General features: G+C 57.6%; 19 protein-coding genes and 1 pseudogene. 11 read left to right on the forward strand and 9 right to left on the reverse strand.

The genetic code is table 11. The features are described from left to right. The first annotated feature begins 5 nt into the window (after positions 1-5). A complete protein-coding gene (locus HKK53_RS29880) occupies positions 6-611 on the forward strand; it encodes an arylesterase (protein WP_169373730.1) in 606 nt (201 codons plus the stop codon). A gap of 18 nt (positions 612-629) precedes the next feature. Here HKK53_RS29880 and hxsC read toward each other — a convergent pair whose 3' ends face one another. From hxsC to hxsA2, 4 genes are read right to left on the reverse strand one after another with little or no spacing between them, the layout of a single operon-like run. After that, positions 630-1,793, reverse strand: a complete 1,164-nt coding sequence (gene hxsC / locus HKK53_RS29885; RefSeq protein WP_169373731.1) for a His-Xaa-Ser system radical SAM maturase HxsC — start codon at positions 1,791-1,793, stop codon at positions 630-632. Continuing rightward, on the reverse strand, positions 1,787-3,244 hold the full coding sequence (gene hxsB / locus HKK53_RS29890; protein WP_169373732.1) for a His-Xaa-Ser system radical SAM maturase HxsB: 1,458 nt from the start codon (positions 3,242-3,244) through the stop codon (positions 1,787-1,789). Before hxsB ends, hxsC begins: the two co-directional genes overlap by 7 nt. Continuing rightward, a complete protein-coding gene (locus HKK53_RS29895) occupies positions 3,237-3,539 on the reverse strand; it encodes a His-Xaa-Ser system protein HsxD (RefSeq protein ID WP_169373733.1) in 303 nt (100 codons plus the stop codon). The genes hxsB and HKK53_RS29895 overlap by 8 nt, the downstream gene beginning before the upstream one ends. Before the next feature lies 1 nt (position 3,540). After that, complete coding sequence (gene hxsA2 / locus HKK53_RS33125) at positions 3,541-3,825, reverse strand: His-Xaa-Ser repeat protein HxsA2 (RefSeq protein ID WP_442962274.1); 285 nt, start codon at positions 3,823-3,825, stop codon at positions 3,541-3,543. A gap of 167 nt (positions 3,826-3,992) precedes the next feature. On the opposite strand from hxsA2, the pseudogene HKK53_RS29900 reads away from it, so the two are divergent. The 3 genes and pseudogenes from HKK53_RS29900 to HKK53_RS29910 form a co-directional block, all read left to right on the forward strand. Continuing rightward, positions 3,993-4,121: pseudogene (locus HKK53_RS29900) on the forward strand (arylesterase); the annotation flags it as partial. A 56-nt stretch (positions 4,122-4,177) separates the two neighbouring features. Then, positions 4,178-4,471 (forward strand): hypothetical protein, encoded by a 294-nt coding sequence (locus HKK53_RS29905; RefSeq protein WP_003226812.1) that lies wholly within the window; start codon positions 4,178-4,180, stop codon positions 4,469-4,471. A 135-nt stretch (positions 4,472-4,606) separates the two neighbouring features. Continuing rightward, positions 4,607-5,578, forward strand: a complete 972-nt coding sequence (locus HKK53_RS29910; protein WP_169373734.1) for a L,D-transpeptidase family protein — start codon at positions 4,607-4,609, stop codon at positions 5,576-5,578. A gap of 122 nt (positions 5,579-5,700) precedes the next feature. Here HKK53_RS29910 and oprI read toward each other — a convergent pair whose 3' ends face one another. Further along, positions 5,701-5,952 (reverse strand): outer membrane lipoprotei OprI, encoded by a 252-nt coding sequence (oprI, locus tag HKK53_RS29915; protein WP_002553018.1) that lies wholly within the window; start codon positions 5,950-5,952, stop codon positions 5,701-5,703. A 638-nt stretch (positions 5,953-6,590) separates the two neighbouring features. Here oprI and HKK53_RS29920 point away from each other — a divergent pair. Further along, positions 6,591-6,878 carry a GNAT family N-acetyltransferase gene (locus HKK53_RS29920; protein ID WP_020800382.1) on the forward strand — a complete coding sequence of 96 codons (288 nt, stop codon included), beginning with the start codon at positions 6,591-6,593 and terminating at the stop codon, positions 6,876-6,878. 79 nt (positions 6,879-6,957) lie between these two features. On the opposite strand, the gene HKK53_RS29925 is transcribed toward HKK53_RS29920, so the two are convergent. Together HKK53_RS29925 and HKK53_RS29930 are read right to left on the reverse strand one after the other, a co-directional pair. Next, the gene (locus tag HKK53_RS29925) at positions 6,958-8,034 is read right to left on the reverse strand and encodes a 3-deoxy-7-phosphoheptulonate synthase (protein WP_169373735.1); all 1,077 of its coding nucleotides are present in this window, start codon (positions 8,032-8,034) and stop codon (positions 6,958-6,960) included. A gap of 128 nt (positions 8,035-8,162) precedes the next feature. After that, the gene (locus HKK53_RS29930; protein ID WP_169373736.1) at positions 8,163-8,606 is read right to left on the reverse strand and encodes a PilZ domain-containing protein; all 444 of its coding nucleotides are present in this window, start codon (positions 8,604-8,606) and stop codon (positions 8,163-8,165) included. On the opposite strand from HKK53_RS29930, the gene HKK53_RS29935 reads away from it, so the two are divergent. The 5 genes from HKK53_RS29935 (at position 8,605) to cysB (ending at position 12,557) form a co-directional block, all read left to right on the forward strand. Continuing rightward, positions 8,605-8,991, forward strand: a complete 387-nt coding sequence (locus HKK53_RS29935) for a thioredoxin family protein (protein ID WP_169373737.1) — start codon at positions 8,605-8,607, stop codon at positions 8,989-8,991. The two genes, HKK53_RS29930 and HKK53_RS29935, sit on opposite strands and share 2 nt — an antisense overlap. Then, complete coding sequence (locus HKK53_RS29940) at positions 8,988-9,941, forward strand: putative 2-dehydropantoate 2-reductase (RefSeq protein WP_169373738.1); 954 nt, start codon at positions 8,988-8,990, stop codon at positions 9,939-9,941. The genes HKK53_RS29935 and HKK53_RS29940 overlap by 4 nt, the downstream gene beginning before the upstream one ends. Positions 9,942-9,965: 24 nt before the next feature. Continuing rightward, positions 9,966-10,871, forward strand: a complete 906-nt coding sequence (locus tag HKK53_RS29945; RefSeq protein ID WP_169373739.1) for a 5'-nucleotidase — start codon at positions 9,966-9,968, stop codon at positions 10,869-10,871. 94 nt (positions 10,872-10,965) lie between these two features. Beyond that, positions 10,966-11,469, forward strand: coding sequence for a universal stress protein (locus HKK53_RS29950; protein ID WP_169373740.1), 504 nt, complete (start codon positions 10,966-10,968; stop codon positions 11,467-11,469). Between the two features lie 113 nt (positions 11,470-11,582). Continuing rightward, complete coding sequence (cysB, locus tag HKK53_RS29955) at positions 11,583-12,557, forward strand: HTH-type transcriptional regulator CysB (protein ID WP_054052018.1); 975 nt, start codon at positions 11,583-11,585, stop codon at positions 12,555-12,557. A 6-nt stretch (positions 12,558-12,563) separates the two neighbouring features. On the opposite strand, the gene HKK53_RS29960 is transcribed toward cysB, so the two are convergent. Further along, entirely contained in the window at positions 12,564-13,046 is a 483-nt protein-coding gene (locus HKK53_RS29960) for a GreA/GreB family elongation factor (RefSeq protein ID WP_169373741.1), read from the reverse strand. Positions 13,047-13,048: 2 nt separating this feature from the next. Further along, entirely contained in the window at positions 13,049-13,447 is a 399-nt protein-coding gene (locus HKK53_RS29965; protein ID WP_169373742.1) for a hypothetical protein, read from the reverse strand. Between the two features lie 124 nt (positions 13,448-13,571). Between HKK53_RS29965 and earP the strand changes: the two genes are divergently transcribed. Further along, the gene (gene earP / locus HKK53_RS29970; protein ID WP_169373743.1) at positions 13,572-14,714 is read left to right on the forward strand and encodes an elongation factor P maturation arginine rhamnosyltransferase EarP; all 1,143 of its coding nucleotides are present in this window, start codon (positions 13,572-13,574) and stop codon (positions 14,712-14,714) included. Positions 14,715-14,732 lie beyond the last annotated feature (18 nt).

The following is a 14,732-nucleotide window of genomic DNA, read 5'->3' on the forward strand; positions in this document are numbered from 1 at the left end:
ATCCGATGCGTGTTTGGTTTTTGAGTGCTGGCCTGGCCTTGATGTGCATGGCCCAGAACGCAGCGGCGGGTACAGTCCTGATCGTTGGCGATAGTATCAGCGCCGGTTTCGGACTGGATACCCGCTTGGGGTGGGTGTCGCTGCTTGAGCAACGGCTCAAGCGCGAAGGTTTCGACGATAAAGTGATCAATGCCTCCATCAGCGGCGACACCAGTGCCGGAGGCCAGGCACGCCTGCCGGCGCTGCTTGCAGAGCATAAACCGGAGCTGGTGATCCTCGAATTGGGAGGCAACGACGGCTTGCGCGGAATGCTGCCAACGCAATTGCAACAAAACCTTGCTGCGATGATCGACAGCTCCCGGGCCAGCGGTGCCAAGGTGTTGTTGCTGGGCATGCAACTGCCGCCCAACTACGGTGCCCGTTACACCGAGGCCTTTGCCAAGGTCTATGGCACGCTGGCCGAGGAGAAAAAAATCCCGCTGGTACCGTTTTTCCTCGATGGAATCGGCGGCCACCCCGACCTGATGCAAGCCGATGGCCTGCACCCGGCGGCAGCGGCTCAGGACAAGTTGCTGGAAAATGTCTGGCCGACGCTGAAACCGCTGCTTTGAAATATTTTCTCGGAGGGCTTAGAACGGAGAAAGTTGTTTGCTATACCCGAACTTGACGCCTGATGCGAAAAAGCCCCCGCACTCGCGCTGCTTTTTGCAGGTTTGGCATTCGGGGGCGAACTCATTCTTCCAATCACTGATCGATTTTTTGTAGTAGGGAAGAATATCCGGGTTCACTAGGCACAGCTGATGGTTGTAGACCGAGACATTCATGCCGTACTTGGCGAGAATGCCAACCGATTTGCTGAGCGTATCCTTGTATTCGATGGGGTCAATCCATAGCTCGTCAAGATTAGCTCGGGTGAAGCCCATCATTTCAAGGCCCATCAGTGCTACTTGATCAACAAAAAGAAGATTGCGGGCAATGAACTCACACAACTCAGGAAGCCGTTGCACCGAGAGCTTGTGTATGACCACTCTGATCTCAACCCTCTGGCCCAAACGCTTGAGGTTGAGAATGCCCTGAATGGTTTCGTCGAAAGCACCTTGAGCCTGGACGATGTAATCATGCAGTGTCGGATCGTCTGAGTAGACGGGGATTCCGGTCATCGCGTCGGACAATTCAATTGCGGCGTATTTTTCTGCGAACGTAGGATCTTTGAAGCTTCGACCGTTCGATAGGATGTGGATAGCGGTTCTAGGCAGATAGCTTTTGGTCAGGCTGATGATCTTTAGAAAACGATCTTTGTTGGTCGTTGGCTCACCCCCAGTAAACCCCAGCTCTCTGGTCTCTTTTGGGATCAACGGAATCAAGCTCTCGATTTCATCGAGTATCCATGAATCATCAGCTGATTTAGGTGGTTGAGAACACATCAGGCAGTAGTTATTGCACTGCTCCGTGAGCAGGATGCTGTTGTTCGGTGACGAAGCCCGAAACAATACCCGGATGCTCTGACGATCCGCCGAAAGTCGGATAACGTCATTGTCGCCAATGTAGCTGAAGTCATTCGCCAGGATGGAATAGTCGGAGCCGACGGGCAGTTCCTCCACGAGCGCCTGATGTTGCTCAGTCAGTAAATAGTGGGCGAAGCCTGTGGGGATCTGGTGATCGCAAACCAAAAAAGCCAATTCCCGTCGCAGGATTTCAGGCAGATTCCGATTGGTGGAAACCTTGATCAGGGTGAGATCTTTATAAACATTAACCGCGTGGATACGGATAACCTTTCCACTGAGCTTCAGCATCGATTGGCCCACCCCATAAAAATCCGTTTCGTATGTTCGTCGCGGCTCATCAGTTCAATGAGGTGCTTGAAGATCGCCATGTTGCGCTTGCAGAACGAGGATTCAGGTTTTCTCGCGACCAGATCCCCATGCATGGCGTGATGGTAAACGGGCTCTGCACCACAATAGGGTTCGAACGCACAGTCAGAGCACATGGGTGCGCTTAAGGTGAAGGAGTTTTCCAGTGCATCCAGAAGCTGGTCGGAAAGGATGATCTCCTCATAGGAATGCTCAAGAACATTGCCCAGCCTGAACGTATGATCGCCCATCTCGGCAAGCATCCGGCTCTCATCCGAGGCATAGACGGCCCCATCGTAATTGAACACTATGGCAGCGATGCCAGCGCCAGCAGGGTTCATCAAGTCAACAAATCCCGGGTCGCCAGAGGTCAGCATTTTTGTCAGTACGAGCGAGGAATACTGCTCGACAAATCGTACGCCGGACTTGTTCAGTTCAATGATGTACTCGAGACCTTCCTTGTAAAATTCCAGCCAGCGCTCAGTGTCATATGACATGAATTTCTTGGTTTTGATTGCAAAGCCGTATGGGGAAAGGGTACGGAGAAAGATTCCATCAAAGCCTAGGCGCAAGTATTCATCAATGATGTCTCTTGCTCGCGGCAAGCTCTTGTCCGTCGTTGTCATCAGCGCTGAAACCTGGTCGTAGCCAAGGGCTGTGCGGGCCTTTTTCAGGCCTTCTTCGAAGCGCTGATGGCTGTCTCGTCCGGGTCTTGGACGGTTCGCATTATGGAGATCCATTGGTCCGTCGAGAGAAGACGAAAGCACAATGTTGTGTTGCTTGCAGAAATCGAGCACGTCGTCGGTCAGTAGCGATAGCGTGGTTGCAATGACGAACTGAAGGTCACGGCCCTCCTTGAGGTTGCGTTTTTTTGCCTCAAGAACGACGTACTTCACCATCTCGAAGTTCAGCAGTGGCTCGCCACCCTGAAATTCTATTTTGATGGCGGGATTGGGGGACCTGAAAACGAAGTCCAGCGACTTTTCAGCCATCTCCATCGTCATGTCGAATTCGCCTTTGCTCTCCGATTGCCGAGATACCTGGCAATAGGGGCAGCTATGGTCGCAGCGAAGGGTTACGACAAAGATATGCAGGTTGGTGAATTGGGCCAATCTGGACAATCGCGTGCGAATCTTCAGTGCCAAAAGCTGAAGCGGCGCCTGCTCATCGGTAAATCGGATGAATTGTTTCGACCTGAGTGTAGGGATCAGTTCGGACGAGATCGCAAGCGTCTTGCTGATCAGTGGTTCGAGCATCGGTGTCGGTATGACGTGATACTCGCCCGCCATGTTGGTGATGACGTACTCGTCGTCATTCAGTCGATCAAATTTGAATGGAAGCAACTCGTAGGGACGTTGCTGTACATAAAATCCCTGCTCTTGGAATTTACTCACTGATCAGTCCGGTTTTTGAGAACGCCAGCCCAAGGATCAGATTCCTGATCGGAAGGGTCTCAGCGTTCAGCCGGTGCCGCAGCTGGTAATCGAGTGCATCCTTCTTGAATTCTTGAATGGCTGTCAGAAACGAAGGTTCATCGATGCCAATATTCGAGGACAAGGCGCAGATAAATTTCCCATCAGCGCATGTGATATCGGCTGTCAGTGAGTTCATCGAGCGATAAGCGGCTTTTTGCAGAACCTGTCCGTCATAAAGCCGCTCATCAAAGACGAGCGTTGCCGCGCGCTCCATTTCAGGAGCCCGAGTGATGTGAGCTATGTGAGCTATGCGACGCGTGCGAGCTATGGGAGCTGTGGTAAGCCATGAATTGACCTTGATCGCCACGTTTCAAGACAAACGCAAAGAGATCATTGCCGCCGCGAACTGAAAGGTTCTCGCTCGGAGTAGCCGATTGGAATGAGATAGTGGTGTCTTTGCTGGGCTCCACAACCTTGTGGATGACTAAGGCAGAAGCCTGTTCGGTGGCTACAGCTGCGGCCAGAGTTGCCATTGGTACCAGAAAGGAGCGCTTTTTCATTATTGGATTTCCTTATCATTGGTGTGGGTATTTGTGGAGTCTCACTGGCGGATGGCCATGATGTCAATGTGGAATTAGTTGCGGGGCGCTTTCTATCTCCTAAATCCGACAGACGTACCACTACCATCTGATTTCGAGGCCTACGAACACCAACCCACCGGGAAAAAATCCCGCTGGTACTCGATGGAATCGGCGGCCACCCCGACCTGATGCAAGCCGATGGCCTGCACCCGGCGGCAGCGGCTCAGGACAAGTTGCTGGAAAATGTCTGGCCGACGCTGAAACCGCTGCTTTGACGCTTTTCTAGTGGCGGTGTTTCGGCTAAGGTGGCGCCCCCGATTTGGAGCCCCCGATGCCGCGTCCTGCCTGGTCCCTTTTTGCCTACCAACTGATCGAGCCTGACGAACAGCTGGATCTGTTCGCCTGCCAGGAAGTGCGGGTGCATCTGGTGACCCGTCAGCTGGAGCTCGGCGGCTCGGCGGACCGGACCTTGTGTGGCAGCCTGCTGCCGGCGCAGCCGCGTTGGTCGAGTGTGGACCGCAGGGTGTTCCAGGATCAGCGTTTGTGTTCGTTGTGCCGGGCGATCCTGGAGTCGCAAAAACGCGGCACCTCGCCGATCTGGCCGGAACTGCGTTTCGAGCTTTAAGTCCCCTCGCCATACAGGCTGTACATGAAAAAAACGTCATGTATCGCCTGCAGCGTCTCGATCTCCCCGAATTTACGGGTGTCGGTGTACAATCGCGTTCTTATACCCTTGTCGACCCTGCGAAGGATTTTCCGGATGTTGCCGCGCTTTCCTGCCGTCACCCGCTGCCTGACCCTTGCCGCCCTCTGTGCAGCCGGTCCAGTTTCAGCACTAGAGCTGCCTCTACCGCCACCTGGTGAAGACATCATCGGTCAGGTGCAAGTGATCAAGGCCAAGTACGAAGATACCTTCGCCGACCTTGGCACCACGTACGATCTGGGCTATTCGGAAATGGTCGCGGCCAACCCGGGCGTCGACGCCTGGCTGCCGGGCGCCGGGACTGAAGTCGTGTTGCCGACCCGCTTCATCCTGCCGCCGGGTCCGCGCGAAGGGATCGTCATCAACCTGGCTGAGTACCGCCTCTACTATTTCCCGAAAGGCCGGAACGTGGTGTACACCTTCCCGCTGGGCATCGGTCGTGAGGGTTGGGGTTCGCCGATCGCCCACACCACTATCACCGCGAAAACGCCCAACCCGACCTGGACCCCTCCAGCGTCGATCAAGGCCGAGCATCTTGCCGACGGTGACCCGTTGCCGAATGTGGTGCCGGCCGGCCCGGACAACCCGCTGGGGCCGTTCAAGTTCAACCTGGGCACCCCGGGCTACCTGATTCACGGCTCGAACAAGAAATTCGGCATCGGCATGCGCACCAGCCACGGTTGCTTCCGCATGTTCAACAACAATGTGCTGGAAATGGCGGGCATGGTGCCGGTCGGTACGTCGGTGCGGATTATCAACGACCCGTACAAGTTCGGCGTGAGTGGCGGCAAGGTCTACCTCGAAGCGCACACGCCGCTGGACGACAACGGCAATCCGTCGGTGGTCGACAAGCACACCGCAGTGATCAACGCGATGCTCAAGCGTGAAGACATCACCAACAACCTGCGCATGAACTGGGATGTGGTGCGTGACGTGGTGGCTGCCGAAGATGGCCTGCCGGTGGAAATCGCCGTACCGAATACCTCCGCACCGATGGTGTCGAGCGTGCCGGTCGACCTGCAGCAGTAAGCACTAAAAAGAACCCGCCGACGTTGGCCGTCGGCGGGTTTTTTTATGGCCGGTACTAAACGCCGGTCATAAAAAAAGCCGACCCATGAATGGATCGGCTTGATAACAATCCCGAAGGACTATTACTTGCGGCTAGCTTTGTCCAGCATGCGCAGAGCACGCTCGTTAGCTTCGTCAGCAGTCTGTTGTGCTTTTTGAGCAGCAGCCAGAGCTTCATCAGCTTTACGGTAAGCTTCGTCTGCACGAGCCTGGGAGCGAGCAGCTGCGTCTTCAGTAGCGGTCAGACGTGCTTCGGTTTCTTTCGATACGCTGCTGCAACCGGTAGCCAGAACTGCGGCCAGAGCCAGAGCAGAGAATTTCAGAACGTTGTTCATCGTGTTCCCCTTCAAGGACTTTCTATTAAGTAGCTGTCTCCTCAGAGTGAGGAAATAGCCGGCGTACATACTACCCATTACTTGTCGTAAGTAAACTGACGTAAAGCAAGAAGCAAAAAAAATTGTAGGCGTTGATTCTTTTTCGAGCAACTTTTAACTGCACTGTATAAAAAATACTCAGCTGCAAGGCCCGAGATGAGCGAGCCGCATGCGAAAAGTTCCCTATCCCACCGGCAGTATTTCCGGTCTTTGTTAAAGTCTGTCTACATGGTTTCGTCTACTCTTTTGTTCGGATTTTGCGCAGCGCCTCTCATATCTTTGTGCATGTTGAGGTGACTTTAACAACGGGCGCTCGTCTCAAGTCTCAATATCCGGCAATGTTCAGGCTTCGACCCGGGAAGATCTTTGGTCGAGCCGTCCCTGCGTAACCCGGAGCAGCACCCGCCACCTCAACGTGATGACGAGCGTACCTTGAGCATTTTCGCCAATGGTGCCTACTATTTGATACGTGCCAGGTTACGCGAGATCGGTGTCGCTCTTCTCGGTGTCCATTCAGGCACAGGGTGGCGTAGATGTTCCTTCGCCGGAAAAACATCGGTAAGGTAGGGGTCAGAATCCAAGACCCGCGAGGAGTAGTGATGAGCGAGGCGTTGTCCATCCACCATGACCAGGCTGGTCATCAGTTCGAGACCAATGTGGACGGTCATCGTGCCTACCTGACCTATATGGATCTGGGGAAACAGACCCTGGATATCTATCGCACGTTCGTGCCCAACGCATTGCGCGGCCGTGGCATTGCGGCGGCATTGACCGAGCAGGCGCTGCAGTACGCCGAAGAAATGGGCTACACGGTGATTCCGTCGTGCTCCTACGTGGAGCGCTACATGGAGCGTCATCAGCGGCACGCCGCCAAGCTGAGCCAGTAAACGCAACGCATAAAAAAACGCCGGGTTAACAGCCCGGCGTTTTTTTGTGCCCGATTTTTTTATTTCCGAAGACGGTGAATCAGCTGCGATCGCGTTTCGGCAGCACGTCCTTGAGCTTGGCATGCATGCTGCGCAAGGTGTTTTCGGTGGCGGACCAGTCGATGCAGGCATCGGTGATCGACACGCCGTATTGCAGGTCGGCGAGGTCTTTCGGGATCGCCTGGCAACCCCAATTCAGGTGACTCTCGACCATCAGGCCGATGATCGACTGGTTGCCTTCGAGGATCTGGTTGGCGACGTTCTCCATCACCAGCGGTTGCAGGGCCGGGTCCTTGTTGGAGTTGGCGTGGCTGCAATCGACCATGATGTTCGGCTTGATCTTGGCCTTGTTCAGCGCTTGCTCGCAGAGCGCGACGCTGACCGAATCATAGTTCGGTTTGCCGTTGCCACCGCGCAGCACCACGTGACCGTAGGCGTTGCCTTTGGTGGTGACGATCGACACGCCACCTTCCTGGTTGATGCCCAGGAAACGGTGCGGGCTGGACACCGACTGCAAGGCGTTGATCGCCACGGTCAGGCCGCCATCGGTGCCGTTCTTGAAGCCGACAGCCGAGGACAGGCCGGAGGCCATTTCACGGTGAGTCTGGGATTCGGTGGTGCGCGCGCCGATGGCCGACCAGCTGATCAGGTCCTGCAAGTATTGCGGGGAGATCGGGTCGAGGGCTTCGGTGGCGGTCGGCAGGCCCATCTCGGCCAGGTCCAGCAGCAACTGGCGACCGATGTGCAAACCATCTTGGATCTTGAACGAGTCGTCCAGGTACGGGTCGTTGATCAGACCTTTCCAGCCAACGGTGGTCCGTGGCTTCTCGAAATACACGCGCATCACCAGATACAGGGTATCGGACACTTCGGCGGCCAGGTTCTTCAGGCGCTCGGCGTATTCGTGGGCAGCCTTGATGTCGTGGATCGAGCACGGCCCGATCACCACGAACAGGCGGTGGTCGGTGCCATCAAGAATGTTGCGAATAACTTCGCGGCCTTTGGTCACGGTGCGCAGGGCAGCGTCGCTCAAAGGGATATCACGCTTGAGCTGATCGGGAGTGATCAGGGTTTCGTTGGAAGCGACGTTTAGGTCGTTGATCGGTAAATCAGCCATCGTTTACTCGTCAGGTCACGGGTGCCATCCGCCAGCGAACCCGCGCGGCGGAGCACAGCAAATTAAGCGCGTCGGGGAGCGGAACCTTAGCGCGTTAGGCGCCTGTTCGACAATGGGCACACACGGGTTTAATCCAGCACAGGCTGAGCAAAAGCCTTGCGAACCGTGTCGTGGGAGAACTCGTCGGCATGCTGCTGGACCCATTCGAGGGCAAGGGCCTGAATATCCTGCAGGTCTTCGTGCGCCTCATGCAGGCGGCAATAACGTTCGATCTGGCACACCTGTTCGCCCATCCGCGCACTGAACAGCATCTGCTCGTCGACAAACGCAATGCCCACCAGATAGCCGCGCTTGCGGCGCAGGCACCAGGCCACATAGCCCAAGTAACGCAAGTCGGGGTTCAAGGTCGGCATGCGCACTTCCAGCGCCGTACCGTGACGCCAGGCGCGGTGGTAATTGCAAGCCATGCCGCCGAGGCTGATAGTGTGCAGCCGTTGCCGTGAAATGCACTCATGTTTGAGTAGCGTCAGCTCCACGGGCACATCGTCAGGATGAGGAAGAAAACGTCCCATGAACACGGACTCCCTGTGTCGCCCATTTGACATTGTTTCCCCCAGTATAGTGGTCGAATCGGAACTGACAGATTTCGACGCCGACCAACGGCTGCTGGCGATGAACGGCATTTCCCTGGTGATTTTCACCAGCGTCGGCTGCGCCAGTTGCCGGTTTGCCCGCGAGCAGTTGCCAAGGATCGAGCTGGCGGTCGATCGCCTGTGCTGGATCGACGCCGCCGATAATGGTGGCTTGGTCGAGCGCTATGAGGTCTTTCATTTGCCGGCGCTGTTTGTGGTGCGCGACGGTGAGTTCTTCGGGGCGCTACAGTCGCGTCTGACCGGCACCGAACTCAATGCAGCGGTGGGGCAGGCGCTGAATCGAATTGCTGAGGAGTTGCCATGATGCAAGCAGTTGCCAAGCCGACAATCGGCATTATCGGGACCGGCGCAATCGGAGGTTTCTACGGGGTGATGCTGGCGCGCGCCGGTTTCGATGTGCATTTTCTGCTGCGCAGTGAGTTTTCCGCCGTCGCCGAGCGCGGGTTACAAGTGAACAGTGCGGTGCATGGCGCACTGAGCCTGAACCCGGTCCAGGCTTATTCAGCGGCTGAAGACATGCCCAAGTGCGACTGGCTGCTGGTGGCGGCCAAGAGCACCAGTTCGGGTCTGGCACCGATCATCATTGAAGCCGCCGCGCCTGGCGCCAAAGTGTTGCTGCTGCAAAATGGCCTGGACGTCGAAGACAGCCTGCGTGAGGTGCTGCCCGATTCGCTGCACCTGCTCGGTGGCCTGTGCCTGATTTGCGTCCATCGTGAAGGCCCCGGCGTGATCACCCACCAGGCCCTTGGCGCGGTGAATGTCGGTTACCACAGTGGCCCGGCCAACGACGAGGCGACGCGCATGGCGCTGGTCGAGGAGGGCGCCGGGCTGTTCCGCAAGGCCGGCATCGACTCGCAAGCCATGCCCAACCTGCATCAGGCGCGCTGGCAAAAACTGGTGTGGAATATTCCTTACAACGGTCTGTCGGTACTGCTGGGGGCGAGTACCACGCCATTGATGGCCGATACCGACAGCCGCGCGCTGATCCAGGCGTTGATGGCCGAAGTGGTGCAGGGCGCCCAGGCCTGCGGTCACGCCATACCACCCGGTTACGCCGACTACCTGTTCATGATGACCGAGAAAATGCCCGACTATTGGCCGAGCATGTACCATGATTTGCTGCACAAACGCCCGCTGGAACTGCAGGCGATCTACGCCCGACCCCTGGCGGCGGCGAAAGCGGCGGGCTGTGAATTGCCACGCATCGAGGCCTTGTATCGGGCGCTCGGTTTTATCGATCGACGTAACGTTTGAGTCGATCCACCAGAGGGGAAGGGCATGGCGAAAGACATAGATGACAAGTTGGTGCTGGCGATTTCATCGCGCGCGTTGTTCGACTTGAGCGAGAGCCACAAGGTGTATTTGTCGAGCGGCGTCGAAGCCTATCGGCAGTACCAGATCGAACACGAAGACGAAATCCTCGAGCCCGGTGATGCTTTCCCGCTGGTGGAAAAACTGCTGAAGCTCAATGCCAGTCTCGGCCGCGCGCGGGTCGAAGTGGTGCTGGTGTCGCGCAACAGTGCGGACACCGGCCTGCGGGTCTTCAACTCGATTCACCATTACGGCCTGGCGATTTCCCGCGCCGCGTTTGTCGGTGGGCGCAGTCCGTATCCCTACCTCAAGGCCTTTGGTTGCGACCTGTTTCTCTCAACCCATGCCGAGGATGTGCGCAGCGCATTGGACGCCGGTTTTGCTGCGGCGACCATTCTCTCGGGCGGTGCGAGCCGGGCCGCGAGTGACGAATTGCGCATTGCCTTCGACGGTGACGCGGTGCTGTTTTCCGATGAGTCGGAGCGGGTCTATCAGGCCGGCGGGCTGGAAGCGTTCCAGGCCAGCGAGCGCGAATCCGCCCGCGAGCCATTGCGCGGTGGGCCGTTCAAAGGCTTCCTCGCAGCGCTCAATTTGTTGCAGCGTGAGTTCCCCGACGACGCTTGCCCGATCCGCACGGCGCTGGTCACCGCGCGCTCGGCGCCGGCTCATGAACGCGTGATCCGCACGTTGCGCGAGTGGGACATTCGCCTGGACGAATCGCTGTTCCTCGGCGGCCTGACCAAAGCCGCGTTTCTCGAGGCTTTTGCCGCCGACGTGTTTTTCGACGATCAGGCCGGCCATTGCGAACTGGCGCGCGAAGTCGTCGCCACCGGGCACGTGCCCCACGGCATAAGCAACGAGCAGAAAGTTTAAGCTCCTGCGTCAAGGTGTTACGCGGCACGTCGTACTCGGCAAGGCACTGCTAAGCTGAATCAATCTCCGCCATGTCGGCACGCAAGGAGGTCATATGATTCGTTCCATGCTGTATGCCACCGACCTCGGCCTGTATGCACCTTTGGTGATGCAGCATGCCTTGGCGCTGGCGCGAACGTTCAATGCCGATTTGTATGTGGTGCACGCAGTGGAACCCATGGGCTTGTTTGCCGAATCGGTGCTGCAGAGCTACCTCGACGAGCAGGCGTTGAACGAGTTTCACAGTCAGGGCCTGAACACGGTGATCGCCAATATCGAGCGTCGGGTGCTGGAAAGCTTTCGTGAAGAACTGGGGGATGAGGGGGAACAGGATCTGCAGCGGATTCAGGCGGTGCGCGTGCTGCAGGGCGATCCGTCGCAGGTGATTCTCGACCAGGCGCAGAAACTCTCCGTGGATTTGCTGATCGTAGGTAGTCATAGCCATCGGGCCGGGGCGGAAACGCCGTTGGGCCGCACGGCCGCGCGGGTGTTGCAGTTGGCCAGGGTCCCGGTCTATCTGGTGCCGCTGGTGGAGCGTCGGCGTCAGGGAGATCGCTAGAACACGATTAATGGCGTTTTGACAAAAAAGTTCTAGATTTATTCTTCAAACCATTAATATAGTTATATACCGTCGCTGATGCCCGTGGCGTCTACCTGCTTTGAGGGATTCATATGAAGCTTCAACAACTGCGCTACATCTGGGAAGTGGCGCACCACGACCTCAACGTTTCCGCTACTGCCCAAAGTCTCTACACCTCGCAGCCGGGCATCAGTAAACAGATCCGTTTGCTGGAAGACGAATTGGGCGTCGAGGTCTTCGCCCGCAGCGGCAAGCACCTGACCCGCGTCACCCCGGCCGGCGAGCGCATCATCACCACCGCCGGCGAAATCCTGCGCAAGGTTGAAAGCATCAAGCAGATCGCCCAGGAATTCTCCAACGAGAAGAAAGGCACCCTGTCGATCGCCACCACCCACACCCAGGCGCGTTATGCGTTGCCGCCGGTGATCAGTAATTTCATCAAGCAGTACCCGGACGTTGCCCTGCACATGCACCAGGGTTCGCCAATGCAGATCGCCGAAATGGCTGCTGACGGCACCGTGGATTTCGCCATCGCCACTGAAGCCCTGGAGCTGTTCGGTGACTTGGTGATGATGCCGTGCTACCGCTGGAACCGCTGCGTGGTCGTGCCCCAGGGCCATCCGCTGACCAAGCTGCCGAAGCTGACCCTCGAAGCCCTGGCCGAATACCCGATCGTGACTTACGTGTTCGGTTTCACCGGCCGTTCGAAACTCGACGAAGCGTTCAGCCATCGCGGCCTGACGCCGAAAGTGGTGTTCACCGCCGCCGACGCCGACGTAATCAAGACTTACGTGCGCCTGGGTCTGGGCGTGGGCATCGTCGCCAAAATGGCGGTCGACGCCAAGCTCGACAGCGACCTGGTGATGCTCGATGCCAGCGATCTGTTCGAATCCAGCATCACCAAAATCGGTTTCCGTCGCGGCACCTTCCTGCGCGGTTTCATGTGCGACTTCATCGAGAAGTTTGCCCCGCACCTGACCCGCGAAGTCATGGCCAAGGCCATCCAGTGCCACAACAAGCAGGAACTGGAAGAGCTGTTCGACGGCGTTGAACTGCCTGTCCACTAAACTTCTTTAGACAACCTCGGTGACAGCAAACTGTTGCCGAGCGCCCGCCACCAGAATCTCCACCTCGTCCCCTTCGAACTTGCCCAGCAGGCTTTTGCCCAGCGGCGAGCGGGGGGTGATGACGGTGATCATCTGCCCCACCACATCGACCTTCAAACCCGCCGCATCAGGCGCCAGGAACAGCCATTGTTCCCGACCCTTTTCGTCTTCGAGGCCGAGCAAAGCGCCGACTTCGATGCCGCGCTGATCGTCGTACGGGCGCAACGCCAGGTTCTGGCACAGCGTCAGTGAATGGCGGATTTCCTCGACCCGTTTCGCCTGCCCGGCCGCGAGGTAAGAAGCCTCCAGCCCCAACGTGTCGTACTTGTTTTCGGCGATGTTCTCTTCGTGGGTCGCGGTTTCATAGGCGGTTTGCGCCGCGCGTTCGGCGATGTCGAGATCGATGCGCAGCTTGTCGAGAATCAGTTGGTGGACGATGAGTTTGTTCATGATCAATCGCAGAATTGCAGGACGTTGGCGCGGCTTTTTTCGCTGGGTGCGGTCTGGTCCTGTTGTAGCCAGAACTGGCATTTGGGGTTCGACAGGTTACGGTTATTGGTGCGGGCCTGATCGAGGGTTTGCTGTTGCTCGTTCTTGCGCAGGTTTTCCTTGTACTGCTCGAACATCGGGCTTTCAGGGGCGGGCTGCACCACCACCGGCGGTTTCGCCAGTTGCTGCACAGCCTGGGCCACCGGTGCCAATTGCTCGGGGAACAAAAAGCGCGAGGCGAGCCAGCACGTCAGGGCGATGGCCAGGAACCCCAGCCAAAGCCCCAAGGCAATGCTGCCGGTCAATTGCAGGGCATTGAGGCGGACCGGCAACGGACGGCGCGGGTTGGGACGGTAGGGCATGGCTGCCTCCTGGCGGGTGGTCGCGGGCGGATGGCGATTGTCGCACGAAGATTAATCGTCGTCGGCTCTTCTGCACGGGGTAATTTATGCGGACAATCAGCGCCTTTGCCAACGGGAATCTGGAATGCCTGAACTGAACACCCGCTGGGATCTTTTTTGCACCGTGGTCGACAATTTTGGCGACATCGGCGTGACCTGGCGTCTGGCCCGGCAATTGGTGGTCGAACACTCGGTAGACGTTCGCTTGTGGGTCGACGACCTGCGCGCCTTCGAACGCCTGTGCCCGGAGATCGATATCCACGCGCCCCGGCAATGGCAGCAAGGTGTCGAGGTGTGCCACTGGCCGGCCGAGTGGCAACCCGTTGCTGCCGCCGATGTGGTGATTGCCGCCTTCGCCTGCCAACTGCCCAGCGCTTATATGGAAGCCATGGCCGAGCGCGAGAAACCGCCGCTGTGGATGAACCTCGACTACCTGAGCGCCGAGGACTGGGTCATCGGTTGCCACGGGTTGCCGTCGGTGAAGTACAAAAACGTGCAGAAGTATTTCTTCTTCCCGGGGTTCCAGAAGGGCACTGGCGGCTTGCTGCGTGAACATGAATTGCTGGAGCGGCGTCGGCAGTTTCAACAAAGCCCCGAGGCCCAGCGTGAATTCCTGCAAGGGTTAGGGATCGATCGTGCGCAAGGCGCGCAGTTGATCTCGCTGTTTGCCTATGAAAACGCCGGGCTGGCGAGTTGGCTCGACACCTTGGCCAGCGATTCGACGCTTACGCATCTGCTGGTGCCGGAAGGGCGGATTCTCGGTGACGTTGAACGCTGGCTCGGGGTCAGTGATCTCGCGGCGGGTGCGTTGCATGTGCGCGCTGCCCTGACGGTTCAGGTGCTGCCATTCGTCCGTCAGGACCAATATGACCACTTGCTCTGGTCCTGCGATTTCAATGCTGTACGCGGTGAAGACTCCTTTGTCCGGGCTCAATGGGCGGGGCGGCCGCTGCTGTGGCACATCTACCAGCAGGACGAAGACATCCACCTCGACAAGCTCGAAGCCTTCCTCGCGCTCTATACAAAAGGCCTTTCGGCAGCCGCCAGCGCGGCGATCAGCGGTCTTTGGCGAGCATGGAACGCCGGCGACGACATGGCCGACCAGTGGCTCGCGACCCGCAAACACTGGCCTGAGCTGGAAAAACACGCCGAGACGTGGTGTCTGGAACAAGCCTTGCAGGCCGATCTTGCCGCGGCGCTGGTACAGTTTTATGTAAATTGGATATGATACGCGGCCTAGATTTTT

The organism is Pseudomonas sp. ADAK7 (assembly GCF_012935675.1).
Classification (GTDB): Bacteria; Pseudomonadota; Gammaproteobacteria; order Pseudomonadales; family Pseudomonadaceae; genus Aquipseudomonas.